Origin of the sequence: Marinobacter sp. (assembly GCF_044799475.1) — a bacterium.
Taxonomy (GTDB): domain Bacteria; phylum Pseudomonadota; class Gammaproteobacteria; order Pseudomonadales; family Oleiphilaceae; genus Marinobacter.
In genome coordinates, this window is sequence record NZ_CP085217.1 from 1992679 (window position 1) to 2013954 (window position 21276).

Consider the following 21276-nt stretch of genomic DNA (forward strand, 5'->3'; position numbering starts at 1 on the left):
TATGGCTGTAAAAGGCGCGGTCCACCAGGAACCTGCCTATGTGCTGCATCGCCGACCCTACCGGGAAACCAGTCTGCTGGTGGACCTGTTTACCCTCGGCGCCGGCCGGATAAGCGTCATGGCGCGCGGTGGCAATGCCCCCAGAAGCCCACTCAAGGCTCAATTGCAGCCGTTCCAGCCGCTGCTGCTGGACTGGCAGGGCCGGGGCGATCTGAAAACACTGACCCAGACAGAAGTCCGGCCGGGCCCCGCTCTGCGGCATACCGATTCCCTTTACAGCGGACTCTATGTCAATGAGCTTCTGCAGCGCATCCTGCCCCCTGGCGACCCACATCCCGAGCTGTTTGCTGCTTACATTGAGACCGTCAATGCCCTTGCTGACACGGAGGATGTGGAGCCTGTTCTTCGTCGCTTCGAGGGAAATCTGGCAGAGGCCATGGGATTGGGCTTTGACTGGCTGCTGACTACGGATACAGGTCAGGAAGTCGAAGCCGGATCTTTCTATGGATATGATCCGGAGCAGGGCATAGTGTCATCTGCGGCTACTGGTATCCGGCTGACCGGATTGCCCGGAGCCGTGCTGGCGGAACTGGCGCGGGGCAATCTGGACAGCCGGGAGTGCCGGCGGGTTGCCAAGCGGGTAATGCGCACGCTGACAGACCACCTTCTGCAGGGTCGGCCACTCAATAGCCGGTCCCTGTTCAGTCATGGCCGAGGAGATCATCATGAATCCTAGAGTATTGCTGGGCGTGAATATCGATCACGTTGCCACCCTCAGGCAGGCACGCGGGACCCGTTATCCGGATCCAGTCCAGGCTGCACTGCTGGCGGAGGAAGCTGGTGCCGACGGCATCACCCTGCACCCGCGAGAGGATCGCCGTCATATCCAGGACCGTGACGTCCTGATGCTGCGGGAGATGCTGAATACGAAAATGAACCTGGAAATGGCGGTGACAGATGCCATGCTGGCATTTGCCGAACAGGTTCGCCCCCAGTGTGTATGCCTGGTACCGGAGAAGCGGGAAGAACTGACTACAGAAGGAGGGCTGGACGTCGAAGGCCAGGAAAGCCGGATTGCCCGGGCCTGTGAGCGCCTGGCACGGATGGGTGCAGAGGTATCGCTGTTTATTGACCCCAGCAGGTCACAGATTGATGCTGCAGTGCGCTGCGGGGCGCCGGTGATTGAGCTTCACACAGGAGAGTACGCCGAAGCGGGAACCCCCGAAGCGCTCGAGGCAGCCTTCCGGCAGATTGCGGATGCGGTGGCCTATGCGCGCCGCAAAGGCCTGGTAGTCAACGCAGGTCACGGCCTTCATTATCACAATACGGAGCGTGTCGCGGCCATTCCGGGGATCAGTGAACTCAACATCGGCCATGCCATTATCGCCCGTGCAGTCTTTACCGGCCTGAAAGAGGCTGTGCGGGATATGCGGTCGATTCTGGATCAGGCGCGCTTTACCAGCAGCAACCAGACGGGACATTAGGAGCCACAGGTTTCAGGGCTCAGGGTGTGGCATCTTCGTTGCGGGCCGGGTGATTGTGTTCCCGGAACAGGCGCTGCCAGTCCGTCTGCTCGCTCCAGATCTCCAGCCGCTCCATGGCAGTCAGTATCCGGTTCTTCAGTGCCTCGGTGTCCGGCGTCGAGCGCTTGAGGCCGGTTTCAAGGCGTTCAGCCGCTTTTCTCAGTTCCGGCACTCCACAGTACCGGGTCGCCCCGTGCAGCTTGTGAACCCGGTCGAGCAGACCGTCCATCTCACCCGTCTGCCACAGGCGCTCTATCTCCGCCATGTCGGCGTGCAACTGTTCCAGAAGCATGCTGAAGAGCTCTTCCGCCAGATCCACCTTGCCGGCCGCCAGGCGGACCCCTTCCTCCACGTTGACGCAGGCCTGCTGCTGTTGCCGGGCTGATGGCCGCAATCCGCGGCGGGTATCCGGCAGCTCCGGGATGTCACCAGCCGCAGTCTCGCAGCTGAAGCCGGTGAACTCCAGGATAGTGTCAGTAAGCTGACGGCTGTTAATGGGCTTGGCAAGATAGCCATTGAATCCCTGTCGCATCAGACGTTCCTGTTCGTCGGCGAGGGCGTGTGCCGTAAGGGCGATGACTGGGGTTTCATGGTTCCGCTCATCCAGATTCCGGATCCGCTCGGTGGTTTCAACGCCGTCCATCCCCGGCATCTGAAGGTCCATGAACACCAGGTCAAAGGCCCGCTCACGGACTTTGCTGAGGGCCTCAAACCCGCTGGCCGCACCCTCAGCCTGGACACGGAAGTCCTGTAGCAGGGTAAGAACCAGCTTGAGATTGGCCTCGTTGTCATCCACCGCCAGAATACGGGGAGCAGCGCCACCCCGCGGTATCTGGCCGGGTCGGGGGAGGGTCCCGGTCGGCTGACCACTGCTGATGCCATGCACCAGCATCAGCATTTCATCGTATAGGGCATGCCGGCAGAGGGGCTTGGCGACATGTCCGCTGGCCAGGCTGGCCAGCCCCATATCGTGACTTTCCAGTGTCGGTGTCAGCAGCAGGGTGCGGCAGTCCCGGTCGACTTCCAGCTTGTGGAGCAGTTCCCGATACTGGCTTGAGTTGAGCAGATGGCGGGTGATGCCAATGATGGCGATGGCATAGCCGGACTGGTTTTTCTGGGCGGTTTTCACATGCTCCAGTAACTCGGCGGGCGTTGACACCCGGTCAACCGTCACGCCCCAGTCACTGAGCAGATGCTCCATCGCCAGCCCTGTGGTTTTCTGGTGTTCCAGGTAAACCACCCGCTCGCCCGCAAGGGCTTCCCTGGACTGCAGAATTTCATTGCCCGAGGCGAGTTCGCAGTCGAGGGTGAACCAGAAAGTGGAGCCCTTGCCAAGCTCGCTCTCCAGACCGATCTTTCCGCCCATCTCCTCAACCAGACGCCTGGAAATCACAAGCCCCAGGCCGGTGCCGCCGTATTGTCTTGCGGTGGAGGCGTCGGCCTGACTGAAGGCATTGAACAGCGACTGCTGCTGGGCCCGGGACAGGCCCACACCTGAATCGGAAATGCTCAGGCGCAGGGTGACCCGGCTGGAATCCGGATTTTCTTCTTCCAGGCTGGCCCGGAGAACCACTTCTCCAGTCTGGGTAAACTTGATGGCGTTGTTGACCAGGTTGGTGATGACCTGCTTCACCCGCAGGGGATCGCCAATGATGTTGTCTGGAACATCCCGGTAGACCAGAGGTACGAGATCCAGATTCTTGCCATGGGCTGCCGGTGCCAGCATGACCATGACCTCCTCTACGATATCACGGAGTTGGAAGGGAACCCGGTCCAGGATCAGTTTGCCCGCCTCGATCTTGGAAAAATCCAGGATATCGTTAATGATGGTCAGCAGGATTTCCGACGACTTGCGAATGGTGTTCAGATGGTCCCGCTGCTGTCTGGGCAGCGAACTCTTGAGCAGAAGTTCGGTGAAGCCGATGATGCCGTTAAGCGGGGTCCGGATTTCATGGGACATGTTGGCCAGAAATTCCGATTTGATGCGGCTGGCTTCGAGGGCTTCCTTGCGGGCGAAGTCGAGTTCGATGTTCTGTATCTCAATGGTTTCCAGGGTTTCCCGGAGGTCCTCAGTGGCCTGGTCAATACTCTGCTGCATCTCGGCCTGGGCATTACCCAGTTCTTCCGCCATGGCGTTCAGGCCGGATTCCAGCTGTTCGAATTCCGGCCCGGCCCGGGTATGCACACGGGTATCAAGTTTGCCCTCTTTCAGCTTCGCCACCGCGCTGTTGAGCTCGAACACCGGATCGGTAAAGGAGCGACTCATCCGCAGGGCAATCAGCACATTAAGGCCGGTGCCTCCCAGCACAAGGAGCAGGCTGATCAGCAGTGCCTTGTAGGTTTCCTTGTCTGTTCGCAGATGTGACATCTCCAGGGTCACCCAGCCGATGGGCGCACTGGAGCTGGCAGCCATGTTGCGGGATTCCAGTCCCATCAGGCTTTCAAGCATCAGATCCCGCAGAAACACCGGCTGCATGAAAATGGTGCTGCCCTCACGAGTCATCCGCGTGGTCTGTGTCGGATCCAGATTTGAGGCATCGAATGGCTGTTCCAGTCGCGGCCCGGTATGGAGCAGGTGCTCACGATTGGCGTCAAAGAAACTCAGGGAGCGGACATCCTTTTCTTCCAGCAGGGATCTGGACAGGCTGCTCAGCAGACTCCGGTTGGCCGTAAACATCCCGTATTCGGCGGCGGCTGCCAGCTGGCGGGAGAGGGAATCGCCCCGGTCCCGCAGCAACTGCTCGATATTGGATACCCAGCTGAAGGTGAAGAACAGTCCCAGCATCACAGTGGTGAGAAGGGTGGGAACGAGGGTTGCCACCAGCACTTTTCTCCGAATACCCCAGCGACGCATGACGTTTTCCTGAGTTCGTCAGTCCGGAAGTGGCCCCGAACAGTCTCCTGTTCCAGGGGCTTTGCTCTTATAATAGTGATTAGGCCATGGCCGGCTACGGAAAGCCGGAACTGCATCACCCGATTGAACGTTATAGCCCCTCGTCATGTCCATAGCCATAAGCTGTATTGGGCGTGCCCCGGGGTTACGGGTATGATGCAGCGTTAATTGTACCACAGGGAACTTCCCGGAAAGGTGATCCGCCACTCTCAACTGCCAGTTGCCAGGAGCAGAGACCGTTATGCATTTCCCCACCATCGAGGATTATGTCGGCCACACCCCGCTGGTGCGCCTGCAGCGCCTTCCGGGACAGACCAGCAATGTCATTCTTGCCAAACTGGAGGGCAACAATCCGGCCGGCTCGGTCAAGGACCGGCCGGCGATCAGCATGATCCAGGAGGCAGAGCTCAGGGGAGACATCAAGCCCGGCGATACACTGATTGAAGCCACCAGCGGCAATACCGGCATAGCGCTTGCCATGGCCGCGGCCATCAAGGGTTATCGCATGGTACTTATCATGCCGGCCAACATGAGCGAGGAGCGCCGGGCTTCCATGCGGGCCTACGGCGCTGAGATCATAACGGTCACCAGGGAGCAGAGCATGGAAGGGGCCCGGGATCTGGCAGCCCGTATGCAGGCTGACGGGGAGGGCTTTGTTCTGGACCAGTTCGGCAACCAGGATAACCCCCTGGCCCATTACCGGACCACCGGCCCGGAAATCTGGGAGCAGACTCAGGGCCGGGTTACGCATTTTGTCAGCTCCATGGGTACCACCGGCACCATCATGGGGGTTTCCCGCTACCTCAAGGAGCGCAACCCGGATATCCAGATAATCGGCCTGCAGCCCAAAGAGGGAGCATCGATACCTGGAATCCGGCGCTGGCCGGAAGCCTATCTGCCGAAAATCTATGACTCCAGCCGTGTTGACCAGGTGCTGGATATTGGCCAGCAGGAAGCAGAGGACACTATGCGGGCACTGGCCCGTCAGGAGGGCATTTTTTGCGGGGTGTCATCCGGCGGGTCCATTGCGGCTGCCCTGCAACTGTCGGCTCAGGTTGAAAACGCTGTTATTGCAGCCATTATCTGTGATCGCGGCGATCGCTACCTCTCCACCGGTGTTTTCCCGGCAGCCTGAGCCGGGGCCGACCGATTATTGATGGAATCAGACTATGAGCAAACGACGCAGGAAAAGCCTGCCGTCCGAACCGGTTCAGTGTGTTGTCGAGAAGCTGAGTCATGACGGCCGGGGCATCGCCTATCGCGAGGGCAAGATCCAGTTTGTGGACGGCGCGCTTCCCGGCGAGACAGTCACTGCAAAGGTGGTGGGCAGCCGCAGCAAATTTGATGAGCTGCGGACACTGGAAGTGCTGGAGGCCGCACCGGACCGGGTTACCCCTCCATGCGATTTTGCCGATCTGTGCGGAGGCTGCAGCCTGCAGCACATGGCAGGCGATACCCAGATAGAGTTCAAGGAAAAGACGCTGCGAGAGCATTTCGCCCATTTTGGCGGAATTGCTCCCGAGCAGTGGGAGGCCCCCATGCGGTCCCCCGCGCTGGCCTATCGGCGAAAGGCCAGGCTGGGGGTGCGGTTCGTGCCCAAGCGGGATTCGGTGCTGGTGGGTTTCCGGGAAAAGCGCAACAGTTTTCTGGCTGATATCACCCGCTGTGAGGTGCTCGACCCCCGGATCGGCGACCGCATCACGGAGCTCCGTGAGCTGCTGTATACCCTGGAGGCTCACAACTCGATTCCCCAGATTGAGATTGCCTGTGGCGATGATGCGGCAGCTCTGGTGTTCCGGAACATGGATCCTCTCAGCGCCAGCGACTACGGCTCCCTTGTGGAGTATGGCAAAAGCCGGGACCTGCATATCTATCTTCAGCCCAAGGGGCCGGAGACGGTTCACAGGATCTGGCCGGAGCAGGGCGAAGAGCGGCTGAGCTACCGTCTTCCCGATTTTGACCTCACTCTGAAATTTCATCCCATGGACTTTACCCAGGTCAATGCGGACATTAACCAGAAGATGGTAAAAAGAGCGCTTGAGTGGCTGGACGTGCAGCCAGGGGACCGGGTGCTGGACCTGTTCTGTGGACTGGGCAATTTTACCCTGCCGCTGGCCCGACAGGCGAAACAGGTCGTGGGAGTGGAAGGCGATGAATCCATGGTCGTGCGGGGACGCGAGAATGCCGATCTGAATGGTCTGGACAATGTGTCTTTCCACGCTGCCAACCTGCAGGGGGATTTCACCTCTGAGCCCTGGGCGAAGGAAGGCTTCGACAGAATACTGATCGATCCGCCACGTTCCGGGGCAGAGGAAATCTGTCATTACCTGGCGGCTTTTGGCGCCCGGCGAATCGTGTACGTGTCCTGTAATCCCGCCACCCTCGCCAGGGATGCCGGGGTATTGGTGAGCAATGGTTATCGTCTGGTGCGGGCCGGGGTCATGGACATGTTTCCCCACACCACTCACGTGGAATCGATTGCCCTGTTTGAGCGGGGCAAAGGCTGAAAATCCGGTGAAACAGATGCGCGGTCTGGTTGTCAGCGCAGCACAACCATCAACAACGGAAATGGCATGGTAAAAGTTCGCGAAGACTACGCGTTGACCGGAGATGGTCACATTGATATCGAGCGCTGGGTTCAGAAGATCCAGTCGCAGACCACCCTGGAAGATGTTGATCAGTTTCGTCGTGCCTGTGAAAAAAGCGCCGAGATAGATCTTCAGGCCTTTCGCCAGGATCGCCTGTGGGCCCCTGGCGCCAGCAGTTTCCGCACGGGCATTGAAATGGCCCAGGTGCTGGTCGAGCTGCATCTGGATCAGGCCAGCCTGGTTGCGGCCATTCTTTACCGTGCCGTCCGCGAAGAGCGTGTCTCCCTGGATGAGATTCGTCTCGAGTTTGGCGATGAGGTTGCCAGACTGATCGATGGCGTCCAGCAGATGGCTGCCATATCGGCAATCCATCACCCGCTCAAGGGCAGTGTGCTGGGTCAGAGTGAGGGTCAGCTGGACAACGTCCGAAAGATGCTGGTCACCATGATCGACGATGTCCGGGTGGCTCTCATAAAGCTGGCAGAGCGTACCTGTGCCATTCGTGCCGTCAAAGATGTTGCCCCCGACAAACGCATGCGGGTGGCGCGGGAGGTGTTTGATATCTATGCACCCCTGGCGCACCGGCTGGGCATCGGCCATATCAAGTGGGAGCTGGAAGACCTGTCGTTCCGCTACCTGCATGAGACTGCCTACAAGAAAATTGCCAAGTTGCTGGACGAAAAGCGCCTGGACCGGGAGCGTTACATCCAGCGTGTCCTCACCACGCTGGATCATGAACTCAAGGCCTCTGGAATCACTGGTGAACTGGCAGGGCGTGCCAAGCACATTTACAGCATCTGGCGAAAGATGCGCCGCAAGGGCATAGACTTTTCCCAGGTCTACGATGTGCGGGCGGTGCGGATTCTGGTGCCCGAGATCCGCGACTGTTACGCGGCGCTGGGCATCGCTCACAGCTTATGGCGTCACATTCCCAATGAGTTTGACGATTACATTGCCAATCCCAAGGAAAATGGCTACCAGTCGCTTCATACTGCCGTAGTCGGCCCCGAGGGCAAGGTGGTGGAAGTCCAGATCCGTACCCACAAGATGCACGAAGAAGCCGAACTGGGAGTCTGTGCGCACTGGCTGTACAAGGGGATGGATAAGGGCAACCGGTCAACCGGCTATGACGCCAAGATCAACTGGCTGCGCCAGGTGCTGGAATGGCAGGAAGACCTGGGGGACCTGTCCGGTTTGAGGGATCAGCTCAAGAATGATTTCACTCCCGACCGTGTGTATGTGTTCACCCCCGAAGGGCACGTGGTGGACCTTCCCCAGGGTGCAACGCCGGTGGATTTTGCCTACCGGGTACATACCGAGGTTGGCCATGCCTGCCGGGGCGCACGGCTGAATGGCCGGATTGTGCCCCTGACCTGGCCCCTGAAGACCGGGGATCAGGTTTCCATACTGACCTCAAACAATCCGGCGCCAAGCCGGGACTGGCTGAACCCCAGTCTCGGCTATATCCAGACGTCCCGGGCCAGGGCCAAGGTGACCCACTGGTTCAAGGAACAGAACCGCGACCGTAACGTCATTGACGGCCGTGCCATTCTGGAAGATGAATTCAGGCGCCTGTCCATTCACGAGCTGGACCTCAATGAGTTGGCGGTCAAGGTTAACTACCGCAATGCGGAAGACATGTTTGCCGCAGTGGGTGCGGGCGATCTGAGATCAACCCAGGTTGCCAACGCGGCCCAGCAGATGATCGAGCCCCGCCCGCGCGATCCGGAGCTCAAGCTGAAGGGTAACCGCAGCACGCCCTATGATACCGAATCCGACATTCAGATCCTCGGTGTTGGCAAGCTCAAGACCCAGGTGGCGAAGTGCTGCAAGCCTCTGCCCGGCGATGAGATCGGAGGCTACATCACCGTGGGACGGGGGGTGACGGTTCACCGTCAGGATTGCGTGACTTTCCTTCATCTTGGAGAGCATGAGCCGAACCGCATAATCGAGGTGAACTGGGGCGGCCGGCCCGAGGCCGTTTATCCGGTGGACATAGAAATCGAGGCCTATGACCGGCCCGGCCTCCTCAGGGACATCACCCAGGTCCTGACAGGTTCCCGCAGCAATGTTCTGGCCCTGAATACACGATCAAACGCAGATGACAATACGGCAACCATGACGGTCACACTGGAGATTTCCAGTCTTGACCAGCTGGCAAAACTGCTGGCCCAGATCAGGAATCTGCGCAACATCATGGAGGTCCGCCGCAAGCGGAAATGAGTCATGAGCTATTCGATTGAGGACCTGAAAACCCTGATGGCGCGACTCCGGGATCCGGACACTGGTTGCCCCTGGGATCTGAAACAGACCTGGCGAAGCATTGTCCCTCATACCCTTGAAGAAGCCCACGAGGTGGCTGACGCCATTGAAAGAGCTGACTATCACAACCTCAGGGACGAGCTGGGTGATCTCCTTTTTCAGGTGATCTTTTATAGCCAGCTGGGTCGGGAAGATGGCCATTTCGACTTTGAAGAGGTGGTGGACAATCTGGTCCGGAAGTTGATTCGCCGCCATCCCCATGTGTTCCCCGAAGGCACCCTGGAGAGCCGGATTGATCCTGCCCGCCGGCCGGGAGAGGATGAGATCCGTGCCAGCTGGGAGCGTATCAAGGCTGAGGAGCGAGCCACTGGCTCCGGCCCGGATGCTCCCGCCGTGCCGCCGGCCCGTCTCGACGGAATTGCCCGAACGCTGCCGTCCATGGTGCGGGCAGAAAAACTCCAGCGCCGGGCTTCAAATCATGGCTTTGACTGGCCGGATGTGGAGCCGGTATTCGACAAGCTCCATGAGGAAATCGATGAGTTGCGGGAAGCCTGGGAGAATGCCGGTACCGACCCGGCGGGGCGGGATGCAGTGGAAGACGAGCTGGGGGACCTGCTGTTTGTCTGCGTCAATCTGGCACGTTTCATGAAAGTGAATCCTGATCAGGCCCTGCGCCGCACCAGTCACAAGTTTGAGTCCCGCTTCAGGGCGGTTGAAGAGTGCCTCGAAAAAGAGGGTCGCACAATGGAATCGGAAAGCCTTGAGGCGCTCGATCAGATCTGGCAGTCCGTCAAAGGTGTCGAAAAGAACCGCTAGAGTCTCGCCCAATGGCCGTCGCGCCGAAGCGTCCCGGTAATTAAAAGTCGCAGGCTGAAACACGCATGCTGTTGATAAGTACAATCCGTAACCATATATAAGATCTAAGGTTATTTGTTTCGGCTACACTTCATTCAACAGATGTGGTCATACAGTGATGGTAAGCGGCCACAAGCCGCTCACACTCACACGCCGGGTACCACCCGGCTCAGAACGCGGGAGTTTTCAGAATATGAAGATCAGGGATCTGGTGAAATATTGGGATAAACACGCACGTGGTCGCCTGACGCGGGATGCCTATCAGCTGGCGCTGTCCGACCAGCATCACCAGCGACTGGAAAAGCTGGCGGCTCTTTACCCGATGAAGTCTTCTCAGGATCTGATCCGTGACCTGGTTTCCGCCGCGCTGGACGAGATTGAAACCGGCTTTCCCTATGAGCAGGGCTCCAGGGTTGTTGCCTTTGACGAGGACGGTTTCGAAATCTACGAGGACAAGGGCATGACGCCGCGCTTCGTAAGCCTGAGCCAGAAGCATATCCAGCGCCTCAAGGCCCGGCAGGTAGTCTCCGCCGCCTGAGTCCGCTGACAGAGCGGGCGGGAAGGTGCTCTTCCCGCCCGCTCCAGATTATTTTCCCTCCCGGTCCGTAAGCTTGTCCCTGAGCGGGCTTTGCCGCACGAGATCGTCCAGTGCTGCCGCCACCATGTCATTCAGGATGTCGCTCTCCGAACGGTCCGGATAAAGTTCCGCGAGGGCCGCAATTCTTGCCGCGTCTTCCAGGGGGAGGCGGAGATTGTAGTCGTGGGTGCGCTCGACCGGTTCTTTCTTCTTTTCCCAGTGCTTGGGCAAGTCTGTTACTTTCATGCTGTCTCCTGGACTTGTTCAGAGCTTCCTTAGTATCGTAACAAGCGTTGGTCTTCGTCAATCTAAAAGGACTTCACGTGACAGAGTTGCATCCCGATCTCCGTGAGAATGTGCGCCTGCTGGGCGAATTGCTGGGTCAGAGCATCAGGCGGTATCCAGGTGAGGAATGCTTCGATCTGATTGAACAGATCCGGGCAGCGGCCAAGGCCGACAGGCGCCAGGAGAGCGGCTCCGGTCAGCGGCTTGTCCAACTCCTCAGTCGCCTGCGCGACGACCAGCTGTTACCCGTTACCCGGGCTTTCAACCAGTTTCTCAATCTTGCCAATCTTGCCGAACAGTACCACGGCATTCGCCGTAAACGGAATCACCCGTCTGATCTCATGGTGGAGTCACTGGGCGACGTGTTCGAGCGGCTGAAGGCAGGAGGCGTGGCGCAGGATGAACTGCACCGGAGAGTTCGCAACCTCAGCATCGAGTTCGTGCTGACCGCCCATCCCACCGAGGTGGCGAGGCGCACGCTCATCATGAAGTATGATGAAATCTCCGATTGCCTGTTTCAGCTGGACCATGACGACCTTCTGGCCACCGAGAGGGATGACATTATCACCCGCCTGCGCCAGTTGATAACCGAAGCCTGGCACACCGATGAAATCAGACACGAGCGGCCGACCGCCGTGGATGAGGCCAAGTGGGGTTTTGCCGTCATTGAGAACAGTCTCTGGCAGGCTCTGCCGCGGTTTCTGCGCAGCCTCGACCAGTCCCTGGTCAGCGCTACAGGGCAGGGCTTGCCAGTGGACGCCGCACCGATTCACATTGCCTCCTGGATGGGCGGAGACAGGGACGGTAACCCCAATGTGACTCATGAGGTTACCCGCCGTGTGTTTCTGCTGGGCCGCTGGATGGCTGCTGACCTCTATCTCCGGGACATCCAGGCCCTGCGTGCGGAGCTGTCTATGTGGCAGGCCAATGAGGCTCTCAGATCCCACGTGGGCGACTGTCGCGAGCCTTACCGCGAGGTATTGGGTGAACTCCGGGATCGGCTTCTGAAGACCCGGGACTGGGCCGAGGCGGAGATCAACGGAGGTCCGGCAGATGTCACCGGGATACTGTTTGAAAATGTTGATCTGACGGATCCCCTTGAACTCTGCTATCACTCCCTTCTGGACTGTGGTCTGGAAACCGTGGCCAACGGTCCGCTTCTGGACACCCTCCGCCGCGCCCACGCTTTTGGCCTGCCCCTGATCCGTCTGGACATCAGGCAGGAGGCCAGCCGCCATGCCGAGGCCGTGGCCGAAATAGTAAGCTATCTGGATCTCGGGGACTATCTGGCCTGGACAGAAGAAGAACGCCAGGAGTTTCTGGTACGGGAACTCAACGGACGGCGGCCCCTGGTTCCGAAAAGCTGGCAGCCCTCTGACGAGGTGCGGGAGGTGTTGGCTACCTGTGAGGTGATTGCCGCCCAGACTCCGGAAGCTCTGGGCTCCTATGTGATATCCATGGCCAGCAAGCCATCCGATGTTCTTGCCGTTATCCTCCTGTTGCGGGAAGCGGGCATGGCATGGCCCATGCGGGTGGTACCGCTGTTCGAAACCCTTGATGATCTATCCGGCGCTCCCGCATGCATGGCTGCCCTGTTTGAAATTGACTGGTACAGAAACTATTGCCAGGACCATCAGGAGGTCATGATCGGTTATTCCGATTCGTCAAAGGATGCGGGCCAGATGATGGCTGCCTGGGCCCAGTATCAGGCCCAGGAAAAGCTTGCCGGGACAGCCAGGCGTTACGGTCTGCAGCTGACCCTCTTTCATGGCAGGGGTGGCACGGTGGGCCGCGGCGGTGGTCCCGCCAACCGCGCGATTCTTTCCCAGCCCCCCGGATCGGTCGACGGCAGCTTCCGGATAACCGAGCAGGGCGAAATGATCCGCTTCAAGTTCGGCCTGCCCCGGCTGGCGGAGCAGAGTCTCACTCTGTACACGACGGCGGTGATCGAGGCGACCCTGGCGCCGCCTCCCGGACCCGAGCCGGAATGGCGGGAGGCTATGGATTGGCTGACCGAGCGCTCACTGAAATCCTATCGTCAGGTCGTCCGGGAGGATCCGGACTTCGTGCCCTATTTTCGCCAGGCCACACCGGAGCAGGCACTGGGCAAACTGGCCCTGGGCAGCCGGCCGGCCCGCAGGAAGACTGGCGGTGGCGTTGAAAGCCTTCGGGCCATCCCCTGGATCTTCGCCTGGACACAGATGCGCCTGATGTTGCCGAGTTGGCTGGGAAGTGACGTTGCCATCAGCGAAGCGGTGGAATCCGGACGCCTGCCGCTTCTCCAGGAGATGATGGAACGCTGGCCGTTTTTCCGGACCTACGTCGACATGCTGGAGATGGTCCTTGCGAAGGCGGATCTGCGAATTGCGAGTTATTATGATAAAACTCTGGTTGAACCTTCTCTGCGACCGCTCGGGGAAAACCTCCGGAAGCGTCTGGCGGGCTGCGTGGAACTGGTCAAGACCCTCAAAAACCAGCAGAACCTGCTGGAGGCAGAGCCGGTGTTTGCCCATTCGATGCGGGTAAGGAATCCCTACACAGACCCTTTGCATTATCTCCAGGCGGAACTGCTACGAAGAGACCGGGAGGCTGGCGATTCGGGTGAGGTGCCGGAAATGGTGGAGCGGGCCCTGAAGGTGACCATGGCAGGCATTGCGGCCGGCATGCGCAATACCGGCTAGGCTCGGACACCCGGGACAGCGGGAGCGCCCTTAACAATCAAGAAAGGAGAGGTGTGTGGCACTGTCCACTCGACTTGAGCTGTATCTGAGCCGGAAGGGTATCCCCTTTGACGAGATTTCAGTAACACCGGGCAGCAATTTCGAGGCTGCTGTGCTGCATTCCGGTCTTCCCCGGGAAGAGGTGATCCGGGCCTCTCTTCTGATCGATCTCAGGGGAGTGGTCATGGCTGTGCACCCCTTCGACGCCAGGCTGGACCTGGAGGCTGTCCAGAAACTGACCTCCCGGCGGCTTCAGCCTCTCACCGGACCCCAGGCGGACCGTCTTTACGACGACTGCCAGCCCGGCTTTCACCCGCCGATCGGCGGGGCGTGGGAGCTCCCGGTGCTGGTTGAGGAGTCGGTCATGTCGATGCCCAGAGCAGTCATGGCCGGGGGTAGCGACCGCTCGCTGATCGCCATGGAGGGCCGGGCGCTGAGGCTGGCGCTGGCGGGCGCGCGAAAGGCTCATCTGGTCCTTAACGGCTCCGATCTGGTTTCTCCGCCAGGCCAGAAGGCAGTCACTCTCAATGAAGTGGCTGAGCAGCTCCAGAAGCTGTATCGCCTTCCCCCAATGCCGGCACTGGCGCTCAGGATTTTCCGGCTTACATCCAGCACAGAGGCATCCGCCCGTGAGCTGGCGGACCTGATCGAATTCGATCCCAGTCTCACGGCCCAGATCCTGCGCTACGCCCGCTCTGCCCTGTTCAATTATCCCGGTCAGATCGAGTCGGTGCAGGATGCTGTTACCCGGGTACTGGGGTTTGACCGGGTAGCACACATTGCCCTGGGCATAGCATCTGTCAGGGCGTTTGACGTGCCCCGGGGAGGAATGCTCGGAATGGATGAGTTCTGGCGACATTCCCTTTACTGTGCCTTTCTGTGCCAGAAGATAGCGGTCCGGTGCAAGGCTGACAAAGGCCTGGCCTACCTTTGCGGTCTGCTCCACAACTTTGGTCTGCTGCTCATTGGTCACCTGTTCCCAGTGGAGTTCCAGCAGCTGAACAGCCTTCGGGAAGCCAACCCCGAGCACAGCATGCGATCCCTGGAACAGGAAGTCTTTGGCAGCGAAGGTGGGCAGGAGCTGATGCTGGTTGGGCACGGCGCCATCGGCGGCATACTCCACAGGCTCTGGCAGCTGCCGGATGCCGTGGTCAAGGCGGCCGGTGTTCACCAGCAGGTTGAATACCATGGCGAACACGAGTCATGGGTGCTGATGGTGCAGTTGGCCAATGAACTGCTAAAGGAAAAAGGCATTGGTGATGAATTCAATCTGCAGGACCCTTCGGTGCCGGCCGCCAGGCTGGGCCTGGATGAGGCTGATCTGAACCTCCTTCGCGAAGAAGTGGAAAACGTATCTGACGATCTCGATGCACTGGCCCGATCGCTGACTTCCTGATGATGGAGGCTCCTTCTTCGACCTTTGGACCCCGGCATTGCGACCTGGGTTCACTTTCTCTTGGGCCCCCGACTTCGTATAATGCCCGATCCGAAAAATTCAGGGTGCCCGGTAAAGGATTGCGCCGGGAATAAATATCCCGGAAGGTGCGGTGCGATTGCTGCTCAATCCCCGGCTTTCTTAAAAAAATTCATTAAACGGGAGCAGAACCAGTATGCGAATCATTATGTTAGGCGCGCCAGGCGCGGGCAAGGGCACTCAGGCCCAGTTTATCTCGGAGCGCTACAATATTCCCCAGATTTCCACCGGGGACATGCTGCGGTCTGCGGTCAAGGCGGGAACGGAGCTGGGCAAGCAGGTGAAGGAAGTCATGAAAAGCGGCGGTCTGGTCTCCGATGACATCATCATTGCGCTCATTGAAGAGCGCATAAAGCAGGATGACTGCCGAAACGGCTTTCTGCTTGACGGATTTCCCCGAACCATTCCCCAGGCAGAAGCACTCAGAAACCAGGGCATCGAGATAGACTATGTCATTGAGATCGCCGTGGATGATGAAGAAATCGTGCAGCGTCTTTCCGGACGCCGGGTGCATGAACCCAGTGGCCGCACCTACCACGTGAAATACGATCCGCCGAAGGTCCCGGGCAAGGATGATGAGACCGGCGAGCCTCTGGTTCAGCGTGAGGATGACAAGGAAGAAACGGTTCGCAAGCGTCTTCAGGTCTACCACCAGCAGACAGCGCCGCTGGTGGGCTATTACCAGGAGTGGGCCAGGGAAGAACCCGAATCTGCCCCGAAGTATGTCCGGGTGGAAGGCGTCGGTTCGCTGGACGATATCCGCAACCGGATCCTGGAAAAACTCGGGTGAGCAGCGGATTTAATCTGTGAATCTTCTGGCACTGGATACCTCCTCCGAGGGCTGTTCGGCAGCCTTGCTGCTGGATGACCAGCTGACGGATCGTTTCAGCATCGCGCCCCGGGGACATACCCGCCTGCTCATGCCGATGATCCGGGAACTGCTGGCCGAACAGAATCTGACCGCTTCTGCACTTGATGCGGTGGCGTTCGCCTGTGGCCCTGGTTCCTTTACCGGGCTGCGTATCGCCACTGGCGTTGTCCAGGGACTGGCATTCGGTCTGGATATTCCGGTGATACCTGTTTCCTCGCTGGCGACCGTGGCAGCCCAGGTAATGGCTGAGCCCGGACTGGTCGACCCCGGGGCAGGGGTAGCCATCGCCTTCGATGCCCGCATGGGAGAGGTTTACTGGGGCTGTTTCCGGTCCCGGCAGGGATTTCCCGAGCTGGTGGCGCCAGAGCGGGTCTGCGCGCCCGGGGACCTTGTCCTGCCGGACAGTCCCGCCCGCTGGGTGGGAGCAGGCTCCGGCTGGCTGCTTCAGGAGCGGATGCCGGAGGAGCTTGCCGTCAGGATTCAGCGGGCAGATCCGGGCCGTGTGCCGCGAGCCCGGGAAGTGGCGCTGCTTGCGAGGGAGGCCTGGAACAGAGGCGAAACCGTCAGTGCCGAGAAGGCGATGCCCATCTACCTTCGCGACGAAGTGACCTGGAAGAAACTTCCGGGCCGTTAAATCACCACTCTTTCCGGGAACGCAAGGCCATGGATCTGTGGCACATCGTTGTACTGGCCATAATCCAGGGCCTGACCGAGTTTCTGCCTATCAGCAGTTCCGCTCACCTGATTCTACCGTCACAACTGCTTGGCTGGCCTGATCAGGGCCTTGCCTTTGATGTTGCGGTCCATGTGGGCACCCTGGCTGCGGTGGTCTGGTATTTCCGGCGGGATGTGGGACGCCTGGCGCAGGCCTGGGTCACCGACACCTGGCATCGAAGGGTGGGGCAGGACAGCGGTCTGGCCTGGGCCATTATCGTCGGCACCATTCCTGCCGGCCTTGCCGGCATCCTGCTGAACGATATTATCAGCACCCAGCTGCGCTCAGGCCTGGTTATTGCGGCGACCACCATAGGTTTTGGCCTGGTGCTCTGGTGGTCGGATGCAGTCGGGCGGCGGGAGCGGGAACTGCCCGGCCTGCGGCTCAGGGATGCCCTGATCATCGGGCTCGCCCAGGCCATCGCCCTGATCCCCGGCACTTCCCGTTCCGGCATCACCATGACGGCGGCACTGTTTCTGGGTTTTACCAGGGAGTCCGCAGCCAGGTTTTCATTTCTGCTATCCATCCCCCTCATTACTGCAGCTGGGCTCCTCAAGATTCTTGAGCTGATCAGCCTTGGCGAAGGGGCGGACTGGGAGTCCATTGCACTGGGAGCCGCTGTGTCGTTTGTCAGCGCAGTGGTCTGTATTCACCTTTTCCTGCAGTTCCTTGAGCGGATAGGGCTCATGCCCTACGTTATTTACCGACTGTTACTGGGTGTCGTATTGTTGTTTGTGCTCTGGTAGAAGGGTTTTATTTTTCTCTGTGACGTTACATACTTCAGATTCTGGCTTTTCCTTCCGGATGGTTACTCATGGTTAGTGGATTAGGTCCGAATACGCTTTCTCCGGCACAATCGGAGGCCTCGTCAGCGCGGTCGCGGTCCGACGTTGCCCGGAATTCAGCGGTTACCGGCCCCAACGCCACTCCTGACAATGTCCGCCAGTCCCTGGGTGAGCCCCGCTCGGGCCGGGAGCCGCGCCAGCCGGACATTATTGATTCGGTGGCGATTGAGCGCCGCGTAGAGGCACGGCAGGCGGCGGAAGATGTCCGTCTGGAAAGGTTCCGCGCCGAGGATCTGTCCTTCGCCAGCGCCCGTGCCCTGGACGTCTTTGCTTCTGTCGCAGGGCAGCGCGAAGGTACTGATACAGAGCTTACCGGTATCGACATACGCGTCTGATGCCTGCCCCCTTGACCGAGTCCGTCGCGGTTGCCTGCTCCGATCTGGTTGAGTCCCTACCCCTCAGGGAACTTGCCCAGCAGCTGCAACTGCCGTTTATTGGAATTGCTGATCCCCGCCACGTAAAAAATTTCGACATTCTCCTCTATGGAGATCGGGATGGTCTGGGCCTTCAGGTGACAGGAAAGGGGGCGCCGGGACCGGTAAGGGCTGACTTGAGTTCTGGCAAGGCCGGTTACAGGCTGGAGCATGGTGGTGGCACCGGCCAGCTTGTGGCCCGTGCAGTAGGGCTGAAGAAAACCCGTCGGCCGCTGCATGTGCTGGATGCCACGGCAGGCCTGGGTCAGGATGCTTTCGTGCTGGCCGGCCTCGGTTGCCGCGTGACTCTGATAGAACGCTCCCCGATTGTTCATGCCGTACTGGCAGATGGCCTTCTCCGGGCCAGGCTCAACCCGCTCACAGCACCAGTGGTGGAGCGGATGACCCTGATAGGCCGGGACAGCCTGCGCTGGCTGGAGCAGGCCGAAGGGGAGATCGCCGATGTGATCTATCTGGACCCCATGTTTCCGCACAGGGACAAGTCGGCACTGGTCAAAAAGGAAATGCGGGTCTTCCGCCACCTGGTGGGTGATGATGAAGATGCCCCGGCTCTTCTGGCTGCCGCCCTCGAGCACGCGGCTTACCGGGTTGTCGTCAAGCGGCCCCGCAAGGCACCGGTACTTGGTGACAGGGAACCGGCCACCAGGGTGGAAGGCAAGACCAGCCGCTATGACATCTATCCAATCCGGGCGCTGCCGCCGGCCTGAACCCTGTTACACACCAAGCATGGTTACCTGCTGTATCGCCTGACGCTTCTCCACGCTCAGTACCAGGCGTGCATCCTCTGCCACTTCATCCAGCCCTTCCGAATAGCAGAGATGGCCGTTATCGTCGGTAGTCACCACCTCTCTTTTCTGGAGGTTTGCAATGAAGTTCCGGAACAGGCTCTTGTCGAAGAACTCCGGTGCATTCAGACCGAACAGAATGGCCATCCGCTCTGCCAGCAGAGTGCTCTGTTCCTCCAGTTCGGTCGCCGTGATCCTGCCGGAACCGTATTTGCGAAGAACCGCAATGGAAATATGGTAGCGCTCCAGGGTCTGGATGATAAAGCGTGACAGCACTCTCAGCCGCAGCATCGCATCCGTGCCGTCTTCGGGCCGCCAGAGACGCTGGCCTTCAACCCGCAGGAGCCCCTGGGCCACCAGTACATCCAGCCACTCCCCGATCACCCGGTCTGCCTGTTCGGGGTCATACCTGAGGAACAGCTCTGACTGCAGGTAGGGATAGACCACGCTTGCCAGAAATACCACTTTCTCGCGGGCCAGGGAGGCGTTGTTTTCAAACAGGCAGGCAATCAGCGAGGGCAGGGCAAACAGGTGCTGTATGTTGTTCCGGTAATAGGTCATCAGGATGGCATTGTTGCCTTCCAGGGAGATGATGTCTCCCAGCTTCTGGGCATTCCGGCTGACCAGCCCCATGGCTTCACAGTAATCAATCCACTCCTTGCCTTCGCCGTCAGGCAGCGTGACTGTACTGGCATAGGGGTAGGCCCGCAGGAGTTCGGCAAACTGGTCCATCAGCCGGCCAAGCTGTGCCTCGTCCATGGCCAGGCGTTCGGTGCTGAGCAGAACGGTTGCGGTCATGCCAATGGGGTTCACCGCCACCGAGGCATTAATCCGGGTGGCAACTTCATCAGCCAGTGTTTCCACGGCACGGTTCAGCCAGGCAGGCCGGTAATCTGAACCATAGGCTTCCTGGCGCCAGCTGGGCTGTACGTCATCCAGCAGGCCGGCGAGGGGAATGGGCTCGCCAAAGTTCAGTGCCACCCGGCCGAAGGAGCTCCGTAACCGGCGAAGTGTGCCAAGCAGCGAAAAGATATTTTCTTTCTGTTTTTTCTTCCCCCTCAACTCCCCCAGGTAAGATCGGCCTTCCATGACCTTCTCATAGCCGATATAGACAGGCACGAAGACAATGGGCTTCCGGTGATCCCGCAGGAAGCTCTTTACTGTCATTGAGAGCATTCCGGGGCGCGGCTGAAGCATGCGCCCGGTGCGGCTGCGGCCTCCTTCCACAAAATATTCCACGGAATAGCCCCGGGAGAACATCACATGCATGTACTCATTGAACACAGTGGCATAAAGGGGATTGTCCCTGAAACTGCGCCGCATGAAAAAGGCGCCACCACGTCTCAGGATGGGGCCCACGATGGGCATGTTGAGATTGATGCCGGCGGCAATGTGGGGAGGCATCAGGCCATTCCGGTAGAGCACGTAGGAAAGCAGCAGATAATCGATGTGGGAGCGATGGCAGGGCACGTAGACAACCGCATTGTCCCGCGCGACATCCTGTGCAACTCCAATGTTGTTGATGGCAATACCGTTGTAAATACGGTTCCAGAGCCAGCTCAGCACCACTTCCAGTGCCCGGATGGTGGCAATGGACATGTTGGCGGCAATCTCGTCGGCATACTTGCGGGCCTTTGCCCGCACTTTCTCCGGGGGGATGTCATCCCTGCGGGCAGCCTCCCGGATGGCGTCCTTGACCGCCGGCGTGCGCACAAGACTGTCCACCAGGGTCCGTCGATGGGACAGATCCGGCCCCAGCACAGCCTGACGTACGCGGCGGAAATGGGTGCGCAGGACCCGGGCGAGCTTGCGGAGGGCCCGTTGTTCGTTGTCGCGGTATTCGTCGACGACCTCGGAGAGCGAAAGGGGCTTGCTGAACTGCACGTAAGTGTTGCGGCCATGAACCAGGATGATCAGCAGCTTCTGCAGGCGTCCCGCTACCGACCAGGTGTCGGAAAGCAGCATCTTGACCAGGGATTTGGCCTTGTCCGGCGAGCGTCCCCAGAACAGAGAGACAGGAACTATCTGAATATCCAGGGTAGGGTCTTCAAGGCACAGCCGGGCGTATTCCTGCATGCGGGCTGTTGGCGCCAGGGTTTCCCGCTGACGGAACAGCCGCCCTGGCCGCTGATACAGGAAAAAGAAGGAGCGTCCCGGGCCGTTGTTGATGGCCGGGGGCTTCTCGGCAGAAGGCAGGCCGGCCCTGCGCACTTCTTCTTCCAGTACCAGTCTGCTGGAGAGGGAGCTGTACTGAAGCGCGTAGCACACCGGCCTGTGGGGATCGAGCTCCAGAGCTTCACGGCTTGCGCCTATTACATCCGTGCGGACCCACAAGAACAACAGTTTGCGCAGAATGGTCAGAAAAAAACTGTTAATGACCGGCAATAAACCCATGGACGTTCACTCTGGTTATCAAACTGGCGCTAAGTGTACTTGCTCTTCGGGTCTG

General features: G+C 59.5%; 17 protein-coding genes. 14 read left to right on the forward strand and 3 right to left on the reverse strand.

Annotated features, from left to right (window positions below):
• Position 1 precedes the first annotated feature (1 nt).
• On the forward strand, positions 2-736 hold the full coding sequence (recO, locus tag LG327_RS09370; RefSeq protein WP_404368869.1) for a DNA repair protein RecO: 735 nt from the start codon (positions 2-4) through the stop codon (positions 734-736).
• Complete coding sequence (gene pdxJ / locus LG327_RS09375; protein ID WP_404368872.1) at positions 726-1484, forward strand: pyridoxine 5'-phosphate synthase; 759 nt, start codon at positions 726-728, stop codon at positions 1482-1484. The genes recO and pdxJ overlap by 11 nt, the downstream gene beginning before the upstream one ends.
• A 19-nt stretch (positions 1485-1503) precedes the next feature.
• Here the strand turns inward: pdxJ and LG327_RS09380 are convergent, their stop codons facing one another.
• Entirely contained in the window at positions 1504-4377 is a 2874-nt protein-coding gene (locus tag LG327_RS09380; protein ID WP_404368875.1) for a response regulator, read from the reverse strand.
• A 280-nt stretch (positions 4378-4657) separates the two neighbouring features.
• On the opposite strand from LG327_RS09380, the gene cysM reads away from it, so the two are divergent.
• The 5 genes from cysM (at position 4658) to LG327_RS09405 (ending at position 10659) form a co-directional block, all read left to right on the forward strand.
• On the forward strand, positions 4658-5551 hold the full coding sequence (cysM, locus tag LG327_RS09385) for a cysteine synthase CysM (protein ID WP_404368878.1): 894 nt from the start codon (positions 4658-4660) through the stop codon (positions 5549-5551).
• Between the two features lie 34 nt (positions 5552-5585).
• The gene (gene rlmD / locus LG327_RS09390) at positions 5586-6923 is read left to right on the forward strand and encodes a 23S rRNA (uracil(1939)-C(5))-methyltransferase RlmD (protein WP_404368881.1); all 1338 of its coding nucleotides are present in this window, start codon (positions 5586-5588) and stop codon (positions 6921-6923) included.
• Positions 6924-6989: 66 nt separating this feature from the next.
• Positions 6990-9227 carry a GTP diphosphokinase gene (gene relA, locus LG327_RS09395; protein WP_404368884.1) on the forward strand — a complete coding sequence of 746 codons (2238 nt, stop codon included), beginning with the start codon at positions 6990-6992 and terminating at the stop codon, positions 9225-9227.
• 3 nt (positions 9228-9230) lie between these two features.
• Positions 9231-10082: a nucleoside triphosphate pyrophosphohydrolase gene (gene mazG / locus LG327_RS09400; protein WP_404368887.1), complete on the forward strand. Its 852-nt coding sequence runs from the start codon at positions 9231-9233 to the stop codon at positions 10080-10082.
• Between the two features lie 232 nt (positions 10083-10314).
• Positions 10315-10659 (forward strand): pilin assembly protein, encoded by a 345-nt coding sequence (locus tag LG327_RS09405; protein ID WP_404368890.1) that lies wholly within the window; start codon positions 10315-10317, stop codon positions 10657-10659.
• Between the two features lie 48 nt (positions 10660-10707).
• Here LG327_RS09405 and LG327_RS09410 read toward each other — a convergent pair whose 3' ends face one another.
• Positions 10708-10944: a hypothetical protein gene (locus LG327_RS09410; RefSeq protein ID WP_404368893.1), complete on the reverse strand. Its 237-nt coding sequence runs from the start codon at positions 10942-10944 to the stop codon at positions 10708-10710.
• A gap of 77 nt (positions 10945-11021) precedes the next feature.
• Here LG327_RS09410 and ppc point away from each other — a divergent pair, with 77 nt between their 5' ends.
• From ppc to LG327_RS09445, 7 genes are all read left to right on the forward strand, one after another.
• Entirely contained in the window at positions 11022-13664 is a 2643-nt protein-coding gene (ppc, locus tag LG327_RS09415) for a phosphoenolpyruvate carboxylase (protein ID WP_404368896.1), read from the forward strand.
• 55 nt (positions 13665-13719) lie between these two features.
• Positions 13720-15099, forward strand: a complete 1380-nt coding sequence (locus LG327_RS09420) for an HDOD domain-containing protein (RefSeq protein ID WP_404368899.1) — start codon at positions 13720-13722, stop codon at positions 15097-15099.
• Positions 15100-15313: 214 nt separating this feature from the next.
• Positions 15314-15967 carry an adenylate kinase gene (gene adk, locus LG327_RS09425; RefSeq protein WP_404368902.1) on the forward strand — a complete coding sequence of 218 codons (654 nt, stop codon included), beginning with the start codon at positions 15314-15316 and terminating at the stop codon, positions 15965-15967.
• A 16-nt stretch (positions 15968-15983) separates the two neighbouring features.
• Positions 15984-16682, forward strand: a complete 699-nt coding sequence (gene tsaB, locus LG327_RS09430) for a tRNA (adenosine(37)-N6)-threonylcarbamoyltransferase complex dimerization subunit type 1 TsaB (protein WP_404368905.1) — start codon at positions 15984-15986, stop codon at positions 16680-16682.
• Between the two features lie 29 nt (positions 16683-16711).
• A complete protein-coding gene (locus tag LG327_RS09435; protein ID WP_404368908.1) occupies positions 16712-17509 on the forward strand; it encodes an undecaprenyl-diphosphate phosphatase in 798 nt (265 codons plus the stop codon).
• Positions 17510-17577: 68 nt separating this feature from the next.
• Entirely contained in the window at positions 17578-17943 is a 366-nt protein-coding gene (locus LG327_RS09440) for a UDP pyrophosphate phosphatase (protein WP_404368911.1), read from the forward strand.
• On the forward strand, positions 17943-18749 hold the full coding sequence (locus LG327_RS09445; RefSeq protein WP_404368914.1) for a class I SAM-dependent methyltransferase: 807 nt from the start codon (positions 17943-17945) through the stop codon (positions 18747-18749). The genes LG327_RS09440 and LG327_RS09445 overlap by 1 nt, the downstream gene beginning before the upstream one ends.
• A 6-nt stretch (positions 18750-18755) precedes the next feature.
• Here the strand turns inward: LG327_RS09445 and plsB are convergent, their stop codons facing one another.
• Entirely contained in the window at positions 18756-21221 is a 2466-nt protein-coding gene (gene plsB, locus LG327_RS09450; protein ID WP_404368917.1) for a glycerol-3-phosphate 1-O-acyltransferase PlsB, read from the reverse strand.
• Positions 21222-21276: the final 55 nt, after the last annotated feature.

Coding starts and splice junctions, on each gene's coding strand:
- recO (WP_404368869.1), top strand. CDS start 2: ATGGCTGTAAAAGGCGCGGTCCACCAGGAACCTGCCTATGTGCTGCAT.
- pdxJ (WP_404368872.1), top strand. CDS start 726: ATGAATCCTAGAGTATTGCTGGGCGTGAATATCGATCACGTTGCCACC.
- LG327_RS09380 (WP_404368875.1), bottom strand. CDS start 4,377: ATGCGTCGCTGGGGTATTCGGAGAAAAGTGCTGGTGGCAACCCTCGTT.
- cysM (WP_404368878.1), top strand. CDS start 4,658: ATGCATTTCCCCACCATCGAGGATTATGTCGGCCACACCCCGCTGGTG.
- rlmD (WP_404368881.1), top strand. CDS start 5,586: ATGAGCAAACGACGCAGGAAAAGCCTGCCGTCCGAACCGGTTCAGTGT.
- relA (WP_404368884.1), top strand. CDS start 6,990: ATGGTAAAAGTTCGCGAAGACTACGCGTTGACCGGAGATGGTCACATT.
- mazG (WP_404368887.1), top strand. CDS start 9,231: ATGAGCTATTCGATTGAGGACCTGAAAACCCTGATGGCGCGACTCCGG.
- LG327_RS09405 (WP_404368890.1), top strand. CDS start 10,315: ATGAAGATCAGGGATCTGGTGAAATATTGGGATAAACACGCACGTGGT.
- LG327_RS09410 (WP_404368893.1), bottom strand. CDS start 10,944: ATGAAAGTAACAGACTTGCCCAAGCACTGGGAAAAGAAGAAAGAACCG.
- adk (WP_404368902.1), top strand. CDS start 15,314: ATGCGAATCATTATGTTAGGCGCGCCAGGCGCGGGCAAGGGCACTCAG.
- LG327_RS09435 (WP_404368908.1), top strand. CDS start 16,712: ATGGATCTGTGGCACATCGTTGTACTGGCCATAATCCAGGGCCTGACC.
- LG327_RS09440 (WP_404368911.1), top strand. CDS start 17,578: ATGGTTAGTGGATTAGGTCCGAATACGCTTTCTCCGGCACAATCGGAG.
- LG327_RS09445 (WP_404368914.1), top strand. CDS start 17,943: ATGCCTGCCCCCTTGACCGAGTCCGTCGCGGTTGCCTGCTCCGATCTG.
- plsB (WP_404368917.1), bottom strand. CDS start 21,221: ATGGGTTTATTGCCGGTCATTAACAGTTTTTTTCTGACCATTCTGCGC.